General features: G+C 69.0%; 15 protein-coding genes. 12 read left to right on the top strand and 3 right to left on the bottom strand.

All coding sequences use genetic code 11. From position 1 onward, the window contains the following. The first annotated feature begins 19 nt into the window (after positions 1-19). Both RF637_RS09580 and RF637_RS09575 read left to right on the top strand, forming a co-directional pair. Positions 20-490 (top strand): hypothetical protein, encoded by a 471-nt coding sequence (locus RF637_RS09580; protein WP_186317216.1) that lies wholly within the window; start codon positions 20-22, stop codon positions 488-490. Between the two features lie 48 nt (positions 491-538). Continuing rightward, a complete protein-coding gene (locus RF637_RS09575) occupies positions 539-1,552 on the top strand; it encodes a bifunctional riboflavin kinase/FAD synthetase (protein WP_368844709.1) in 1,014 nt (337 codons plus the stop codon). 19 nt (positions 1,553-1,571) lie between these two features. On the opposite strand, the gene RF637_RS09570 is transcribed toward RF637_RS09575, so the two are convergent. The 3 genes from RF637_RS09570 to RF637_RS09560 are packed head-to-tail and all read right to left on the bottom strand — an operon-like array spanning position 1,572 to position 3,668. Continuing rightward, the gene (locus tag RF637_RS09570) at positions 1,572-2,444 is read right to left on the bottom strand and encodes an aldo/keto reductase (RefSeq protein ID WP_064845962.1); all 873 of its coding nucleotides are present in this window, start codon (positions 2,442-2,444) and stop codon (positions 1,572-1,574) included. Continuing rightward, positions 2,437-3,213, bottom strand: a complete 777-nt coding sequence (locus tag RF637_RS09565) for a 5'-methylthioadenosine/adenosylhomocysteine nucleosidase (RefSeq protein WP_368844708.1) — start codon at positions 3,211-3,213, stop codon at positions 2,437-2,439. Before RF637_RS09565 ends, RF637_RS09570 begins: the two co-directional genes overlap by 8 nt. Then, complete coding sequence (locus tag RF637_RS09560; protein ID WP_035963447.1) at positions 3,210-3,668, bottom strand: S-ribosylhomocysteine lyase; 459 nt, start codon at positions 3,666-3,668, stop codon at positions 3,210-3,212. Before RF637_RS09560 ends, RF637_RS09565 begins: the two co-directional genes overlap by 4 nt. Before the next feature lie 326 nt (positions 3,669-3,994). On the opposite strand from RF637_RS09560, the gene rpsO reads away from it, so the two are divergent. The 10 genes from rpsO to RF637_RS09510 all read left to right on the top strand — a co-directional run bounded on the left by rpsO (position 3,995) and on the right by RF637_RS09510 (position 16,395). Then, complete coding sequence (gene rpsO, locus RF637_RS09555; RefSeq protein ID WP_035963435.1) at positions 3,995-4,264, top strand: 30S ribosomal protein S15; 270 nt, start codon at positions 3,995-3,997, stop codon at positions 4,262-4,264. Between the two features lie 245 nt (positions 4,265-4,509). Beyond that, the gene (locus tag RF637_RS09550; RefSeq protein WP_368844707.1) at positions 4,510-6,768 is read left to right on the top strand and encodes a polyribonucleotide nucleotidyltransferase; all 2,259 of its coding nucleotides are present in this window, start codon (positions 4,510-4,512) and stop codon (positions 6,766-6,768) included. 21 nt (positions 6,769-6,789) lie between these two features. Next, on the top strand, positions 6,790-8,193 hold the full coding sequence (locus RF637_RS09545) for a M16 family metallopeptidase (protein ID WP_368844706.1): 1,404 nt from the start codon (positions 6,790-6,792) through the stop codon (positions 8,191-8,193). An 11-nt stretch (positions 8,194-8,204) separates the two neighbouring features. Next, positions 8,205-8,963 (top strand): 4-hydroxy-tetrahydrodipicolinate reductase, encoded by a 759-nt coding sequence (gene dapB / locus RF637_RS09540; RefSeq protein ID WP_368844705.1) that lies wholly within the window; start codon positions 8,205-8,207, stop codon positions 8,961-8,963. Beyond that, a complete protein-coding gene (locus RF637_RS09535) occupies positions 8,960-9,595 on the top strand; it encodes a hypothetical protein (RefSeq protein ID WP_368844704.1) in 636 nt (211 codons plus the stop codon). The genes dapB and RF637_RS09535 overlap by 4 nt, the downstream gene beginning before the upstream one ends. A gap of 9 nt (positions 9,596-9,604) precedes the next feature. After that, positions 9,605-10,540 carry a 4-hydroxy-tetrahydrodipicolinate synthase gene (gene dapA, locus RF637_RS09530; RefSeq protein ID WP_167318654.1) on the top strand — a complete coding sequence of 312 codons (936 nt, stop codon included), beginning with the start codon at positions 9,605-9,607 and terminating at the stop codon, positions 10,538-10,540. Between the two features lie 15 nt (positions 10,541-10,555). Continuing rightward, entirely contained in the window at positions 10,556-12,250 is a 1,695-nt protein-coding gene (locus RF637_RS09525) for a ribonuclease J (RefSeq protein WP_368844703.1), read from the top strand. Between the two features lie 82 nt (positions 12,251-12,332). After that, positions 12,333-15,272, top strand: coding sequence for a DNA translocase FtsK 4TM domain-containing protein (locus tag RF637_RS09520; RefSeq protein ID WP_368844702.1), 2,940 nt, complete (start codon positions 12,333-12,335; stop codon positions 15,270-15,272). Then, complete coding sequence (gene pgsA, locus RF637_RS09515; protein WP_064845955.1) at positions 15,269-15,901, top strand: CDP-diacylglycerol--glycerol-3-phosphate 3-phosphatidyltransferase; 633 nt, start codon at positions 15,269-15,271, stop codon at positions 15,899-15,901. Before RF637_RS09520 ends, pgsA begins: the two co-directional genes overlap by 4 nt. After that, the gene (locus RF637_RS09510) at positions 15,898-16,395 is read left to right on the top strand and encodes a CinA family protein (protein ID WP_064845954.1); all 498 of its coding nucleotides are present in this window, start codon (positions 15,898-15,900) and stop codon (positions 16,393-16,395) included. Before pgsA ends, RF637_RS09510 begins: the two co-directional genes overlap by 4 nt. Positions 16,396-16,429: the final 34 nt, after the last annotated feature.

Here is a 16,429-nt window from a genome sequence, read left to right as displayed (position 1 = left end):
CGCCGGGGGAAGGACGAGCATGGCTGAGCCCTCACGCACCACGCTGCAGAACCGTTTCGGGCGGTCGGGGCCCCGCGCGGGATCCGACCGGAAGAACTCGGGGTTCGGGCGGCTGCTGATCGTGGTGTACGCCGTCTTCTCGCTCTCCGCGGGGGTGCGCTCGCTCTACCAGCTCGCCACCGAGTTCTCCGCGGCTCCGCTCGCGATCATCCTGTCCACGATCTCCGCCGCGATCTACGTCCTGGCGACGATCGCCTTGGCCAAGTCCGGTCCGGGCTGGCACAGGGTCGCCACGGTGGCCGTGGTCGTGGAGCTCGTGGGTGTGCTGGGCGTGGGCCTGCTCAGTGTCCTGGAACCGCAGTTGTTCCCCAAGGCGAGCGTGTGGTCCCACTTTGGTGCCGGTTACGGCTACGTGCCGCTCGTGCTCCCGATCGTGGGGCTCGTGTGGTTGTGGCTGACACGGCCCTCCCGGCGGAGCGGTAGGCTCTAGACGTCGCCCGCACACACCCTGACCACGCAGAAGACATCAAGGAGAACAGTGATTCGCTGGAGAAGCCTGGACGAGGTCACCCCGGGATTCGGTCCCTCCGTGGTGAGCATCGGCAACTTCGACGGTGTCCACCGCGGTCATCAACACGTGTTCGCGCGGCTGCTCGAGACCTCCCGGCGTCTCGAGGCCCGCTCCGTAGTCGTGACCTTCGATCCGCACCCGGCTCTCGTGCACCGGCCCGAATCTCACCCCGGACTCATCATGGGTCTCGAGGACAAGCTCGACGCCCTCGAGGCCACAGGCGTGGACGCCGTCCTCGTGCTGCCGTACAGCCTCGAGTTCTCCGAGCTGAGCCCCGAGGAGTTCGTGGTCGACTACCTCGTGAAACCGCTGGGCGCGGTGTGTCTCGTGATCGGGTCGGACGTCCGGCTCGGGCGTGACAACACGGGGGACCTGCCGGTGATCAGGGAGCTCGGCCGTGAACACGGCTTCGAGGTCGAGGTCGTGGACGACGTCGCGGGCCTGGTCCCCGAGGACACGGATGAACTCAACGGCCTGGTGGGCTGGAGCGACGACCGTCGCTGCTCGTCCACGTGGGTGCGCTCGTGCCTCGAGGCGGGGGACATCCGCGGTGCTGCCAAACTGCTCGGCCGGCACCACCGCATGCGCGGGGAAGTGGTGCACGGGGCCGCACGCGGGCGTGAACTGGGCTTCCCCACGGCCAACCTGGCACCCGAGGCCACGGGTTTCATCCCGGCGGACGGGGTCTACGCGGGCTGGCTCGTGGACCAGGACGGCACCCGCTGGCCCACGGCGATCTCCGTGGGGTCGAATCCCACGTTCGACGGTGTGAACCGCCAGGTCGAGGCCCACGTGATCGACCGCCCGGACGAGGCCGTGGAGGACTTCGACCTCTACGGGCAGACCGTGGTGGTCGAATTCGTGGAACGCCTGCGCGGGATGGTGGCCTACCGGGGGATCGACGCGCTCGTGTCCCAGATGCGCGACGACGTGAATCGGTCCCGCGACATCCTGCGGGAACAGGCGCGCGGGACCGACTGAGCTCACCCGGTGGGGCTGATCACATCTCCTCGTGCACGGAGGGGTCGAACCCCGAACCGCTGATGCCGGTGTGCAGCATGCGCACCCGTTCCATCTGCTCGTCCGTGAGTTCCCATTCGAACACGTCGATGTTCTCCGCCATGCGCTCGGTGTTCGAGGACTTGGGGATCGCCACGATGCTCGACTGCACGTGCCAGCGCAGCGCCACCTGGGCCGGGGTGCGTCCCACCTTGCGTGCGATCTCCACGAGCCACGGGTCCTGCAGGAGGTCCGTCTTGCGCCCCAGCGGGGACCACGCCTCGGTGAGGATCTTGTGCTCCTCGTGGAACGCCCGCAGGGTCTCTTGCTGGTACTGCGGGTGCAGCTCCACTTGGTTGACCACGGGCATCTCCCCGGTCTCCCGCTCCAGGCGCAGGAGGTGCTCGGGCAGGAAGTTGGACACACCGATCGAACGGATGAGGCCCTCGTCGCGCGCGGCCATCATGGCGCGCCACGTGTCCACGTACCGGTCCACGCTGGGGTTGGGCCAATGGATCAGGTAGAGGTCCAGGTAGTCCGTGCCGAGCCGTTCGAGCGTGCCCTCGAGTGACCGCCGCACGCTGTCCGTACCGTGATCCCGGCCCGGGAGCTTGGACGTGAGGAACAGGTCCGAGCGGGGGATGTCGCAATAGCGCACACCGAGGCCCACGCCGCGTTCGTTGCCGTAGTTCACCGCGGTGTCGATGAGCCGGTAGCCGCGCCACACGGCCTCGGGGATCAGGGCCTCGGCCTCGGCGTCGTCCATGGGGTACGTGCCGAACCCCAGCTGGGGGATCTCGTGACCGTCGCGCAGCACGTGCTTGGCGACGTCCGGGGCGGCGTCCTTCAGGTCCTTGGTCTTGTCGTCACTCATGCGTTCCTCGTTCTTCTCGACGTGTGGGTGGCTGGACGGGCGGGAGCCCGCCGAGCAGTTCGGTCACGGCCTGGGCACTGATCCGGGCCACGATGTCCAGTTCCATGTGGAACTGCTGGTCCGCGGCGGGACCGCACAGGTCCGAGATCGCGCGCACGGCCAGGAAGGGCACGCCACGGTCGTGGCACACGTGCGCGAGGGCCGTGGTCTCCATGTCCGTGCTCAGGGCCTCGGGGAACACCTCGCGGGTCACCCCCACGTTGCGCGCCGTGACGAACGCGCCGCCCGAGAGCATCGTCCCGCGCCACGCGGCGTAGCCCTCTGCGGCCGCGAGGCTGCTCGCGGCCGTCACGAGCTCCGACGACGCCGCGAAGGCCGGGGGCATCCCGGGCACCTGTCCCGGTTCGTACCCGAAGGCGGTCGCGTCCGCGTCCGCGTAGCGGAACTCGGTGCCGATCACCAGGTCACCGACGTTGACGTCCGCGCGCAGGCCCCCGGCGGAACCGGCGGAGATCACGGCGCTCGGTTCGAACCGTTCCAGCATCGCGCTCAGGGTCGACGCGGCATTGACCAATCCGATCCCGGTGCGCACCACGAGCACGGGGCGCCCCGCGGCCTCGACGGCATACAGCTCGGCACCGCCGATCACGTGGGGGTTCTCGCAGCGGGAGTCGGCGTCCGCGAGGAACGGTTCGGCCTCCTCCGCCATGGCGACCACGACGGCCGGCGCGCCCACGCACGCGGCGAACCGTGCGGCGTCGTCCGTCACCGCGTGACCTCGTCCCAGTGCTCGCGCTCGGCCAGGAATCCGCGCACCGCGTCCTGGGCGGCCTCGAGGCTGTGGTTGGCGCCCCAGCCGCACTGCACCTCGTTCGCGGCCGGGACTTCGTCCGCCTCGAGGATGTCCCGGAAGGTGCGCTCGAGCAGGCGCTCGAACTCCTCGGTCTCCACTCCCAGCATGAGCGCGTAGAAACCGGTCTGGCAGCCCATGGGGGAGAAGTCGATCAGGGCGTCCGTGTGATTACGCATGTGCTCCGCGGTGAGGTGCTCGATCGAATGTACCGCCGGCATCTCCAGGTGCGCCTGGTTGGGCTGGGTGAAGCGGACGTCGTACTTCACGAGGGTGTCACCACCCGGCAGTTCCTTCCGATCCGCGATCCGCACGTAGGGAGCGGCCACGCTGCGGTGGTCCAGGTTGAATGATTCGACGTTCATCTTCTGCATGCCCCCATTGTTCCAGGTCGGTCCCGCTTCGCACGTCCGGGGCGCTCCCGCGGGGCGGCGACGTCGCTCCCGTTGGACGGCGCTGGCGCTCCCGCGGGGCGGCGACGGCGCTGCCGCACCGTGTAGGTGCGGGGCCCTGCAGCGGTGCGCCGCGCCGTCGTCCGCCGAGTGGTGACGGCCCTTACGGTGCCCCGGCGGAGGATCGGTTAGGATGGACGCTGGTCTGACTGCGGTCCGTGGCGGTCCGACCCCGGGAGCTCGCTCCCGGACCCCGGGCGAGAATCTCACGCACCGGGCGGTCACGGTACTGACTCGAGGAGTTACACATGGCCCTGGATGCCACGATCAAGAACCAGATCATCACCGAGTACGCGACGCACGAGGGTGACACCGGTTCGCCCGAGGTGCAGATCGCGGTGCTGTCCCGTCGGATCTCCGATCTGACCGAGCACCTGAAGATGCACAAGCACGACCACCACACCCGCCGTGGCCTCATGGCCCTGGTGGGACGGCGTCGTCGCATGCTGGACTACCTGCGTCGCACCGACATCGCCCGCTACCGTGCGCTCATCGAGCGCCTCGGCCTGCGCAAGTGATGTGACCGGTTCCCCGTGCCCCTGTCGGAGCGCGGGGAACCGCCGCAACCGGCGCTGTTCGTGACGAACACCGCCACCCGGACCGCGTGTCCGGACAATCCAACGAGAAATCACGTCATGGCGTGACCGCGCTGCATGTCGCGGTCCTCGACAGTGGCCTTCGCAACGCTCACGCGCTGCGAGCGCCTCGATCGAAGACCGGTGTGTCGCGCGGATCGCGCACCACGAAGAAACGGAGGTGACCCTTGGAGGGTCCCGAAATCCAGAGTGCAGAAGCCGTTATCGACAACGGCTCGTACGGCAAGCGCGTCGTGCGCTTCGAAACCGGCCGACTCGCCCGCCAGGCCGCGGGTTCGGCCATGGTCTACATCGACGAAGAGACCTCCATGCTCTCGGCCACGGCCGTGGGCAAGCACCCGCGGGAGGGCTTCGACTTCTTCCCGCTCACGGTGGACGTCGAGGAGCGGATGTACGCCGCGGGTCGCATCCCCGGTTCGTTCTTCCGCCGTGAGGGTCGCCCGTCCACGGACGCGATCCTGACGTGCCGTCTGATCGACCGCCCGCTGCGTCCCGCGTTCGGCAAGGGCCTGCGCAACGAGGTGCAGGTGGTCGTGACCGTCACGTCCATCGCCCCGGACGAGATCTACAACACCGTGGCGATCAACGCCGCGTCCATGTCCACGACCCTGTCCGGGCTGCCCTTCCAGGGCCCCGTGGGCGGCGTGCGCATGGCGCTCATGGCCCAGGAGAACGGTTCCCATCAGTGGATCGCGTTCCCTAAGCACTCGCAGCTGGAGAACGCCGTGTTCGACATGGCCGTGGCCGGCCGCGTGGTGAGCACCAAGGACGGCGGCTCGGACGTCGCGATCATGATGGTCGAGGCCGAGGCCACCGACAACGCCTGGGAGCTCATCAAGGGCCAGGGCGCGGTCGCACCGACCGAGGAGCTCGTGGCCGAGGGCCTCGAGGCCTCCAAGCCGTTCATTAAGGCCCTGTGCGACGCCCAGGCGGATCTCGCCTCCCGCACCGCCAAGCCCGAGCTGGACCTGCCTCGCTTCGGCGGGTACGGGGACGACGCCGCCGAGGCCGTCAAGGACTTCGTGGGCGAGCGCATGGCGGAGGTCTACTCGATCGCCGGCAAGCAGGAGCGCGAGGCCGCGACCGACGAACTGCACCAGTCCACGCTGGCCGAGCTCACGGGCGAGGGCAAGGCCTTCGAGGGCCGCGCGGACGAGGTCAACGGTGCCTACCAGGCTCTGACCAAGCAGACCGTGCGCCAGCGCATCCTCAAGGACAAGGTGCGCATCGACGGCCGCGGTCTCACGGACATCCGTCAGCTCAGCGCCGAGGTGGACGTGCTCCCGCGCGTGCACGGTTCCGCGCTGTTCGAGCGCGGCGAGACCCAGATCATGGGTGTCACCACGCTGAACATGCTCAAGCTGGAGCAGCAGATCGACTCGCTGTCCCCGGTCAAGCACAAGCGTTACATCCACCACTACAACTTCCCTCCGTACTCCACGGGTGAGACCGGCCGCGTGGGTTCGCCCAAGCGCCGCGAGATCGGTCACGGCGCGCTCGCCGAGCGTGCGATCACGCCCGTGCTGCCCTCCCGGGAGGAGTTCCCGTACGCGATCCGTCAGGTCTCCGAGGCGCTGGGCTCCAACGGCTCCACGTCCATGGGTTCCGTGTGCGCGTCCACGCTGTCGCTGTACAACGCCGGTGTGCCGCTGCGCGCTCCCGTGGCCGGTATCGCCATGGGCCTGGTCTCCGACACCGTCAACGGCGAGGTCCAGTACGCGGCCCTGACCGACATCCTCGGTGCGGAGGACGCGCTGGGTGATATGGATTTCAAGGTCGCCGGTACGTCCGAGTTCGTGACCGCGATCCAGCTGGACACCAAGCTGGACGGTATCCCCGCCTCGGTCCTGGCCTCGGCCCTGACCCAGGCCCGCGAGGCCCGGCTCTACATCCTGGACGTGCTGACCTCCGCGATCGACGCCCCGGACGAGATGAGCGAGTTCGCGCCGCGCGTGATCTCGGTGAACGTGCCCGTGTCCAAGATCGGTGAGGTGATCGGCCCCAAGGGCAAGATGATCAACCAGATCCAGGAGGACACCGGCACCGACATCTCCATCGAGGACGACGGCACCGTGTACATCGGCGCCACGGACGGCCCCTCCGCGGAGGCCGCGCGCTCGGCGATCAACGCGATCGCCAACCCGCAGGTCCCCGAGGTGGGCGAGCGCTACCTGGGCACCGTGGTCAAGACCACCACGTTCGGTGCGTTCGTGTCCCTGACCCCGGGCAAGGATGGTCTGCTCCACATTTCCGAGATGCGCAAGCTCAACGACAGCAAGCGCGTCAACGAGGTCGACGACGTCGTGTCCGTGGGCCAGAAGGTCCAGGTGGAGATCACCAAGGTGGACGACCGCGGCAAGCTGTCCCTCGCGCCCGTCGTGGCCGAGTCCGAGGCCCCGGCCGAGTCCTCCGACGACGAGAACTGAGCAGAGGGTGTTCGTTACTAGATGACAGTTGTTCACCTTCCCCTGAGGGCGGGCGATCCCGCGGAGCACGTCTCCGGCGGGGCCGCCCGCCTTCGGGCCTATTCGGCCACAGCGCAGGCGCCGGGCTTCACCCACGTGGTGCACGACGACGCCGAGGGCGCCGTGATCATGCGCACCGTCCTGCCGTGCGGGACCAGGGTGCTCACCGAGAAGATGCCCGGGCAGCGTTCGGTGTCCGTGGGGTTCTGGGTGAGCCTGGGCTCGCGTGACGAGGCCCCGGGCATGCTCGGTTCCACGCACTTCCTGGAGCACCTGCTGTTCAAGGGCACCTCCCGGCGCAGTTCGCTCGAGATCGCGGAGGCCTTCGACCGCGTGGGCGGGGAGTCCAACGCGTTCACGGCCCACGAACACACGTGCTACCACGCACGGGTGCTCTCCGAGCAGTTGCCCATGGCGGTGGACGTGCTCGCGGACATGTTCACCGGTGCCGTCCTGGACCCCGAGGAGTTCGACCGCGAACGCGGTGTGATCCTCGAGGAGATCGCCATGGACCGGGACGATCCCACGGACTTCGCGTTCGAACAGTTCAACGCCGAGGTGCTCCACGGGTCCGCGCTCGCGCGGCCCATCGCGGGCACCCCCGAGGAGATCCGCTCCGTGACCCGTGACGCGGTGTGGCAGCACTACCGCGGCTCCTACCGCCCCGAGAACCTCGTGGTCACGGTGGCCGGGGGTCTCGACCACGACCGCGTCGTCGAACTCGTGCGCGAGTCCTTGGCCCGCGCGGGCTGGGACCCGGACGCGACCGGTCACGCCGGTGCCCGGCGGGACTCCTCGCCGGCGCAGCTGACGCCCCTGGTGGGGACCCACACGTTCGAGCGCCCGGTCGAGCAGGCCCACGTGGTGCTGGGCGGCGCCGGACTGCAGTCGGGGGACGAGCGTCGCTTCGCGATGACCGTGCTCAACGCCGCCCTGGGTGGCGGGATGTCCTCGCGGTTGTTCCACACCATCCGGGAGCAGAAGGGGCTCGCGTACTCCACGTTCTCCTTCTCGGGCTCCTACTCGAACGCCGGGTTCTTCGGGATGTACGCGGGGTGCACGGGCGAGCGCGTGGACCAGGTCAGCGAGCTCATGCGCGCCGAGCTGGACAGGCTCGCCCAGGACGGGATGGATGCGGCAGAACTCGCGAAGGTCGAGGGCCAACTCAGCGGTGCCACGGTCCTCGCCCTCGAGGACACAGGGTCACGGATGTCCCGGCTGGGGTCCGCGGAACTGAAGACGGGCATCTTCATGGACGTGGACGAGTCCCTGCGGCGCATCCGCGCCGTGACGTCCGAGGACGTGCAGGCACTGGCAGCGCAATTGTCCGCGGACGCCACGGTGCGCACCGTGGTGGGGCCGCACGTCGAGCAGAACCAGGAATGAGGCGGGATCACATGAACGAGCAGATCAAGGTGGCCGTACTGGGCCGCAACGGACGCATGGGCTCCGAGGCAGTGAAGGCCATCACGGACGCCTCGGACATGGAACTCGTCGCGGCGCTCGGTCGCGGTGACGACCTGCAGGAGATCGTGAGCTCCGGCGCCCAGGTGGTCGTGGACCTAACGGTCCCGAGCGCCACGCGGGAGAACGTGCGCTTCGCCGTGGAACACGGTATCCACGCGGTCGTGGGGACCACGGGCTGGGACGACGCCACTCTGGCCGAGCTCGGGTCGTGGCTCGCCGATTCCCCGGACACGGGTGTGCTGATCGCCCCCAATTTCGCGGTGGGTGCGGTGCTCGCCATGAAGTTCTCCGAGATGGCCGCGGCGTTCTTCGAGTCCGTGGAGATCGTGGAGCTGCACCACCCCCAGAAGCTCGACGCCCCGTCCGGTACCGCGGCGCGAACCGCCGCGCTCGTGGCCGCCGCGCGCGAACGGGCCGGTGTGGCGCCGTCGCCGGATGCCACGGAATCCGATCCGCACGGCGCACGCGGTGCGGACCTGGACGGTGTGCACGTGCACTCGGTGCGGTTACGCGGGCTCGTGGCCCACCAGGAGACCCTGCTGGGCAACACGGGGGAGCAGCTGACCGTGCGCCACGATTCCTTCGACCGCGTGTCCTTCATGACGGGTGTGCTGTTGGGCGTGCGCTCGGTCGCGAAGCACCCGGGGCTGACCCACGGCTTGGACGGCTACATGGACCTGGGGCTGTGAGCCGCGCCCGTTCCTTCTCCGGTCTGCGCTGGTGGGCCACGGCCGTGATCGTGCTGCTCGTGATCACGGTGCTTATCCTGCCGATCTCCGTGGGCTCCAAGATCTGGCTCGTCGCCATGCTCGCGTTCGCCGCGGTGTTCACCGTGCTCGAGGTGGGTGCGAAGGGTCGTATCCTGGCCGCGCTCATGATCGGGCTGCTGGCCCTGTACCTCGCCTTGGCCTTCCACCGGGCGGTCCTGTTGCTCGGCGCGGGGGGCTGGCTGCCCACCCTGCTGGGCGTGGCCATGCTCGTGATCCCCGCGGTGGGCACGTGGGCCATGGTGCGCGAGATCGTCTTCGGCGCCCGCACAGAACGCCTCGGCCGGGAACTCGCCGCGCGCGGTGAGCTTCCCGCGGACGATCTGCCGAGGACCCCGTCCGGACGGTACGTGCGGGCCGCCGCGGACGAGCACTTCGACGTCGTGCGCCGCGAGGTCGAGGCGTTCCCCGCAGACTGGGGCGGGTGGTACCGACTGAGCCTCGCGTACTCCGCGAGCGGCGACGGCCGGCGGGCCCGCAGGTCCATGCGCACCGCCATAGCCCTACATCGGGGGACGGATCCGGAAACGGTGCTCGCCCGCTCTGGGCGGTAACCTGTGGATATGACACACGACAGCGCACCTGCGCGGACGCAGCGGTCCGCGCCCATGTTCGGGTCCCTGCTCACCGCCATGGTCACGGTCTTCCACGACGACGGCTCGGTGGATCTCGAGGCCACGGGTCGCCTCGCCGAGCAACTCGTGGACGACGGTTGTGACGGTCTGGTGGTGTGCGGCACCACCGGTGAGTACTCCACTATGACCGACCAGGAGAACCTTTCGGTCTTCCGTGCCGTCAAGGACGCCGTGGGCGGGCGCGTGCCGCTGCTCGCGGGGACCGGTTCGAACGACACCGAGCACTCTCGCTTCCTGTGCCTCGAGGCGCAGAAGATCGGGATGGACGGCCTGCTGATCGTCACCCCGTACTACAACAAGCCCAGCCAGGCGGGGGTCGAGGCGCACTTCCGTTCGCTTGCGGACTCCGTGGACACGCCCGTCATGGTGTACGACATCCCCGGGCGCTCGGGAATCCCGATCGAGCCCGAGACCATGATCTCCCTGGCCTCCCACCCGAACATCGTGGCCGTCAAGGACGCCAAGGCGGACTTCATGGCCGCCGCCCGGGTCATGGCCGAGACAGACCTGCTCTTCTACTCCGGCGACGATGGTCTCACCCTCCCGTGGATCGCGCTCGGCGCGTCCGGGCTCGTGGGTGTGACCACCCACATCGACACCCCGCGCTACCGCCAACTCGTGGACGCCTCCCTGGCGGGGGACCTCGAGACCGCGCAGCGGCTCAACGAGGAGTTGTTGCCGCTCGTGCGTGCCACCATGACCCGGATCCCCGGGGCCGTGGCCGCGAAGACCATTCTTCATTGGCAGGGCCGCCTGCCGAACAACACGGTGCGCTTGCCGCACGTGACACCCACACAGGCCGAACTGGAGCAGATCCGCTCGGACCTGAGCACGTCGGTCATCGCCGACACGCTGACCACCTGAGATGAAAGGGGTCTCATGACCCATTGGAACACCACCGACCTCTCCGAACCGTCGGCACTCGCGAAGGACACCCTGCGAGTCATTCCCCTGGGCGGTCTGGGCGAGGTCGGTCGGAACATGACCGTGTTCGAGATCAACGGGCAGCTGCTCGTGGTCGACTGCGGTGTCCTGTTCCCCGAGGAAACCCAGCCCGGCGTGGACCTGATCCTGCCGGACATCAACCACATCCGTGAGCGCCTCGACGACATCGTCGCGATCGTGCTCACCCACGGGCACGAGGACCACATCGGCGCGGTCCCGTACCTGCTCAAGCGCCGCCCGGACATCCCCATCCTGGGCTCGCAGCTCACGCTCGCGTTGATCGAGGCCAAGCTGCAGGAGCACCGGATCAAGCCCTTCACCATGGCCGTGCGTGAGGGCCAGGTGGAGCGCCTCGGTGAGTTCGAGTGCGAATTCGTGGCCGTGAACCACTCCATCCCGGACGCCCTGGCAGTGTTCCTGCGGACCAAGGCCGGGACCGTGCTGCACACCGGTGACTTCAAGATGGACCAGCTGCCCCTGGACGGGCGGATCACGGACCTGCGTCACTTCGCCCGCCTGGGCGAGGAGGGTGTGGACCTGTTCCTCACGGACTCCACCAACGCCGAGGTTCCCGGGTTCATCTCGTCCGAGAAGGCCATCGGTCCCGTGCTCGCAGACGTGGTCGCCCGCGCCAAGCAGCGCGTGATCGTGGCGTCGTTCTCCTCCCACGTCCACCGCGTGCAGCAGGTGCTCGACGCCGCTGTGGCCAGTGGTCGCAAGGTCGTCCTGATGGGCCGATCCATGATCCGCAACATGGCGATCGCCGAGAAGCTCGGGTACCTGGACGTGCCGCCCAACGTGCTCGTGGACCAGAAGAAGGTGGGCGACTACCGGGACGACCAGATCGTCATCATGTGCACCGGTTCCCAGGGTGAGCCCATGGCCGCGCTGTCCCGCATGGCCAACGGGGACCACAAGGTCCAGGTCAACGCGGGGGACACCGTGATCCTGGCGTCCTCCCTGATCCCGGGCAACGAGAACTCCGTGTTCCGCGTGATCAACGGGCTCATGCGCCTGGGCGCGGAGGTGGTGCACAAGGGCAACGCCAAGGTCCACGTCTCGGGTCACGCCGGGGCGGGCGAGTTGCTGTACTGCTACAACATCGTGGAACCCGAGTACGTCATGCCGGTCCACGGCGAGATCCGGCACCTGATCGCCAACGGCAACCTGGCCCAGGAAACCGGCGTCCCCGCGGACCACGTGCTGCTCGCGGAGAACGGCACCGTGGTGGACATGCATTCCGGCGCGGCCAAGATCACCGGGCAGGTGGAGTGCGGGTTCATCTACGTGGACGGCTCCTCCGTGGGTGAGATCACGGACGCGGACCTCAAGGACCGCATGACCCTCGGTGAGGAGGGCTTCATCTCCGTGATCACCGTGGTCAACCGGGACACCGGCAAGATCGTCTCCGGCCCGGACATCCACGCGCGCGGCGTGGCCGAGGAGGACACCGTGTTCAACGAGATCCGCCCCCGGATCTCCGCGGCCCTTGAGGACGCGCTCGGCGAGAGCGGCAAAAACCACACGACCCACCAGTTGCAGCAGATCGTGCGGCGCACCGTGGGCTCGTGGGTCTCCCGCAAGCTGCGGCGCAAGCCCATGATTGTGCCCGTGGTCGTCGAGGCCTGACGCCCCGAACCACCGCACTGCGCAGCGGCCCGCCCGGATCCGACTCCGGGCGGGCCGCTGCGCGTCCGGGTACCCTGGGGGCATGGCGTCTCGAACTTCCCCCGCGCGCTCCTCGAAGGCCTCCGGCAGGTCCTCGAGTTCCGCGCGTTCCCCTAAGAACGGCAAGAAGGCCCCCGCACGGTCCACATCCGCACGCTCCGGATCCACGGGGCCCTCGGCCGGTTCCACCGCCCTGCACGGGGTGGTCAACGCGTGGTCCGGCGCCGGACACGTGGTGGGGGCCGCGGTGCGCCGCGTGGGGACCGTGCGCACGGACATGGCTCCCGAACAGCGCCGCGACGGTGGTGCGCTCGTGTGGCTCGTGCTCGCCGTCGTGATCGCCGCGGTCGAGTGGTGGAACCTGCGCGGCGTGGACCTCGCGCTCGTGGCGATCCCCGCGTCCTGGGTGCACGCGATCGTGGGCGGGACCTTCGGGTTCATGGCCCTCGTGCTGCCCATCTTCTGCTTCTTCTTCGCGATCCGCGTCTTCCGTCACCCCGAGACCACGCAGGCCAACAACCGCATCGCGATCGGTCTGCTCGCGCTGTCTGTCGCCGGCGCGGGCACCGCGCACCTGCTGGGCGGCGCGCCCGGTCTGGGTGACGGGTTCGACGCCGTGTGGCGCGCGGGTGGTTTCGTGGGCTTCCTGGCCGCGGACCCGTTGGCGTCCCTGATCACCCGATGGGGCGCGCTCGCGGTGTTCGTGCTGCTCGCGGCGTTGGCCGTGCTCGTCATGACCGCCACGCCCGTGGGGGAGATCGGGCCGCGCTTGCGCGAGCTCTACCGCCGTCTCACGGGCCAGTACGAGCCTCGCGCGACCGACGTCACCGATCCCGCGCACGACCGCTCCTACCTCGATCCCACCCGGCCCACACGCGAGAAGCGCTCCCGTCGCTCCGAGCGACGCAAGCAGCGCCACGAGCTGGAACGCTACGACGGTGACGAGGCGTTCGAGCGCGCTGTCGTGGGCGAGGCCAACCGCCGCGAGGCACGGGACGCGGGATCGACGAGCGTGTTCGACGTCGGCTCGCACGCGGAGCGCTCCGCGCGCCGGGGTTCTGCGGGTGGGTCCTCCTCCGTGCGCGACGCCGCGCAGGCGGCGGGCTCCACCGCGGCGTCCGAGGTCCAGGACACCGACGCGATCCCGAACCCGGTGGCCGCCTTGCGCCCCGGCGAGAAGCGTCCCACCAAGTCCCAGCGCGCCGCCCAGAAATTACGCGAGGAGCAGGGGATCGCGCCCGCGGCGGACACCGCGGCGGCGTCGGACGCGCCCGCCCTCAAGGTGGACGATGACGCCCAGCCCCGCACCCACACGCCCGCGACCCCCATCCCGGCCCGCTCCGAGCAGCTCAAGCTGCAGGGCGACGTCGCCTACAGCCTCCCGCCCGTGGCGGACCTCGTGCAGGGCCCGCCCGCCAAGGAACGCTCCGAGGCGAACGACCAGGTGGTCCGGGCGCTCACGAGCGTGCTCGAACAGTTCAAGGTGGACGCCGAGGTCACCGGCTTCTCGCGCGGGCCCACGGTCACGCGCTACGAGATCGAACTGGGCTCCGGGACCAAGGTGGAGCGCGTCACGGCGCTGTCCAAGAACATCGCGTACGCGGTGGCGTCCGCGGACGTGCGGATCCTCTCGCCCATCCCGGGCAAGTCCGCGATCGGCATCGAGATCCCCAACACGGATCGCGAGACCGTGGCGCTGGGGGACGTGCTGCGCTCGCAGAAGGCCCGGGCGTCCGAACACCCCATGATCATGGGCGTGGGCAAGGACGTGGAGGGCGGCTTCGTGCTCGCGAACCTCGCCAAGATGCCGCACATGCTCGTGGCCGGTGCTACCGGTGCGGGTAAGTCCTCGTTCGTGAACTCCATGATCGTCTCGATCCTCATGCGCTCCACCCCGGACGAGGTGCGCCTGGTCATGGTGGACCCCAAGCGTGTGGAACTCACCGCGTACGAGGGCGTGCCGCACCTGATCACCCCGATCATCACCAACCCCAAGAAGGCCGCCGAGGCCCTGCAGTGGGTCGTGCGGGAGATGGACGCGCGCTACGACGACCTCTCCCACTTCGGCTACAAGCACATCGACGACTTCAACAAGGCCGTGCGCAACGGGAAGGTGCAACCCGAACCCGGGTCCAAGCGCACCATCCGCCCCTACCCGTACCTGCTCGTGATCGTGGACGAGCTCGCGGACCTCATGATGGTGGCCCCGCGGGACGTCGAGGACGCGATCGTGCGGATCACCCAGCTCGCGCGTGCCGCTGGCATCCACCTCGTGCTCGCCACGCAGCGGCCCTCGGTGGACGTCGTGACCGGTCTGATCAAGGCCAACGTCCCGTCCCGGATGGCGTTCGCGACGTCCTCGGTCACCGACTCCCGAGTGGTGCTGGACCAGCCCGGGGCGGAAAAGCTAATCGGCCAGGGTGACGCCCTGTTCCTGCCCATGGGCGCGTCCAAGCCCATGCGTGTGCAGGGCGCGTGGGTCTCCGAGTCTGAGATCCACAAGGTCGTGGAGCACGTGAAGTCGCAGATGAGCACGCACTACCGCGACGACGTCGTGCAGGAAGCGCCCAAGAAGACGATCGACGAGGACATCGGGGACGACCTCGACGTCCTGCTGCAGGCCGCCGAGCTGATCATCACCACGCAGTTCGGGTCCACGTCCATGCTCCAGCGCAAGCTGCGCGTGGGTTTCGCGAAGGCCGGGCGGCTCATGGACCTGCTCGAGTCACGCGGCGTGGTCGGGGCGTCCGAGGGGTCCAAGGCACGTGACGTCCTCGTCAAGCCGGATGACCTCGCCGCGACCCTCGCCCTGATCCGCGGCGAGGAACCACCCGCGCAGAGTACACCGGCCGCCGCAGACGGTGCGCTCGCGGCGTCGGCGTCCGGCGAGGACCTCGTGGCGGCGTCGCTGTCGAACGTGGCCCACAACTACCACGACGGGTCCGACCAATCCGAGGATGCATGGGAGTTGACGGGACGATGACGGTTAACGACGGCGCGGCGGCGCCCGGGGCGCCCGCCCCCAACGCCTCCAACTGGAACCTGCCGAATGCCTTGACGGCACTGCGGATCGTGATGGTCCCGTTCTTCGTGTGGTTCCTGGTGGCCGGGGGGACCCACGGCCAGGACTCCATGGGCATGCGCTGGGCCGCCGTGGTCACGTTCGGGCTCGCGATGCTCACGGACAAGCTCGACGGGGACATCGCCCGGGCGCGCAACCTCATCACGAGTTTCGGCAAGATCGCCGATCCCATCGCGGACAAACTGCTCACGGGTGCCGCGTTCGTGGTGCTGTCCATGCTCGGGGAGCTGTGGTGGTGGGTCACGATCGTGATCCTGGTGCGCGAGTGGGGCATCACGCTCATGCGATTCGTGGTGATCCGCTACGGCGTGATGGCCGCGTCCAAGGGCGGCAAGACCAAGACCGTCCTGCAGACCGCGGCGCTGATCGCCCTGCTGCTGCCGCTCACCCCCTTCGTGGGGCAGTGGTGGTTGTGGTTCGCATGGGTGCTCACCGCGCTCGCGTTGCTTGCCACCGTGATCACGGGCATCGACTATGTGATCAAGGCCGTGCAGTTGCGCAACCGGGCCGTGCGCGGGGATGCGGCGTGACAGAGAACCGGCCGGGGTACGACGCCGCGGAGCTCGTGCGCCGCGCCGTCGCTCGCGGGGTCACGGTGGGCACGGCCGAATCTCTCACCGGGGGCGCGCTCGCATCCGCGATCGTGACCGTGTCGGGTGCCTCGGCGTGTTTCGAGGGAGCGGTCGTGAGCTACTCGCACGCCGTCAAGGAACGCGTGCTGGGTGTGTCCCACGAGCTGCTCGAGGAACGCGGCGCGGTGGACCCGCAGGTCGCGGTGGCCATGGCCCGCGGTGCGCGCGAGCGCCTGGGCGTGGACTGGGCCGTGTCCACCACCGGGGTCGCCGGGCCGGAACCGCACGACGGACACCCCGTGGGAACCGTATTCGTGGGGATCGCGGGTCCGGGTGTGGAGCGGGTGGAGCGTTTGGATCTCAGCGGTGACCGGGCCGAGATCCGGCAAGCCACCGTGGGCCGCGCGCTTGACGCATTGACGACTCAAATCTCATTCCCAGCCAACGCCTAGTGTTTTTAGGCCGCCGAGCGGGAACAATCGAACA

It is taken from the genome of Kocuria sp. CPCC 204721 (assembly GCF_040980945.1).
GTDB classification, from domain to species: domain Bacteria; phylum Actinomycetota; class Actinomycetes; order Actinomycetales; family Micrococcaceae; genus Kocuria; species Kocuria marina.
The sequence above is the reverse complement of the archived record's forward strand: the minus strand, read 5'-3'. Positions and strand labels throughout refer to the sequence as shown.

What these genes read in the sequence shown, in the direction of transcription:
- rpsO (WP_035963435.1), top strand. Translation starts at nt 3,995, where the DNA reads ATGGCCCTGGATGCCACGATCAAGAACCAGATCATCACCGAGTACGCG.
- RF637_RS09520 (WP_368844702.1), top strand. Translation starts at nt 12,333, where the DNA reads ATGGCGTCTCGAACTTCCCCCGCGCGCTCCTCGAAGGCCTCCGGCAGG.
- dapB (WP_368844705.1), top strand. Translation starts at nt 8,205, where the DNA reads ATGAACGAGCAGATCAAGGTGGCCGTACTGGGCCGCAACGGACGCATG.
- dapA (WP_167318654.1), top strand. Translation starts at nt 9,605, where the DNA reads ATGACACACGACAGCGCACCTGCGCGGACGCAGCGGTCCGCGCCCATG.
- RF637_RS09525 (WP_368844703.1), top strand. Translation starts at nt 10,556, where the DNA reads ATGACCCATTGGAACACCACCGACCTCTCCGAACCGTCGGCACTCGCG.
- RF637_RS09545 (WP_368844706.1), top strand. Translation starts at nt 6,790, where the DNA reads ATGACAGTTGTTCACCTTCCCCTGAGGGCGGGCGATCCCGCGGAGCAC.
- RF637_RS09570 (WP_064845962.1), bottom strand. Translation starts at nt 2,444, where the DNA reads ATGAGTGACGACAAGACCAAGGACCTGAAGGACGCCGCCCCGGACGTC.
- RF637_RS09580 (WP_186317216.1), top strand. Translation starts at nt 20, where the DNA reads ATGGCTGAGCCCTCACGCACCACGCTGCAGAACCGTTTCGGGCGGTCG.
- pgsA (WP_064845955.1), top strand. Translation starts at nt 15,269, where the DNA reads ATGACGGTTAACGACGGCGCGGCGGCGCCCGGGGCGCCCGCCCCCAAC.
- RF637_RS09560 (WP_035963447.1), bottom strand. Translation starts at nt 3,668, where the DNA reads ATGCAGAAGATGAACGTCGAATCATTCAACCTGGACCACCGCAGCGTG.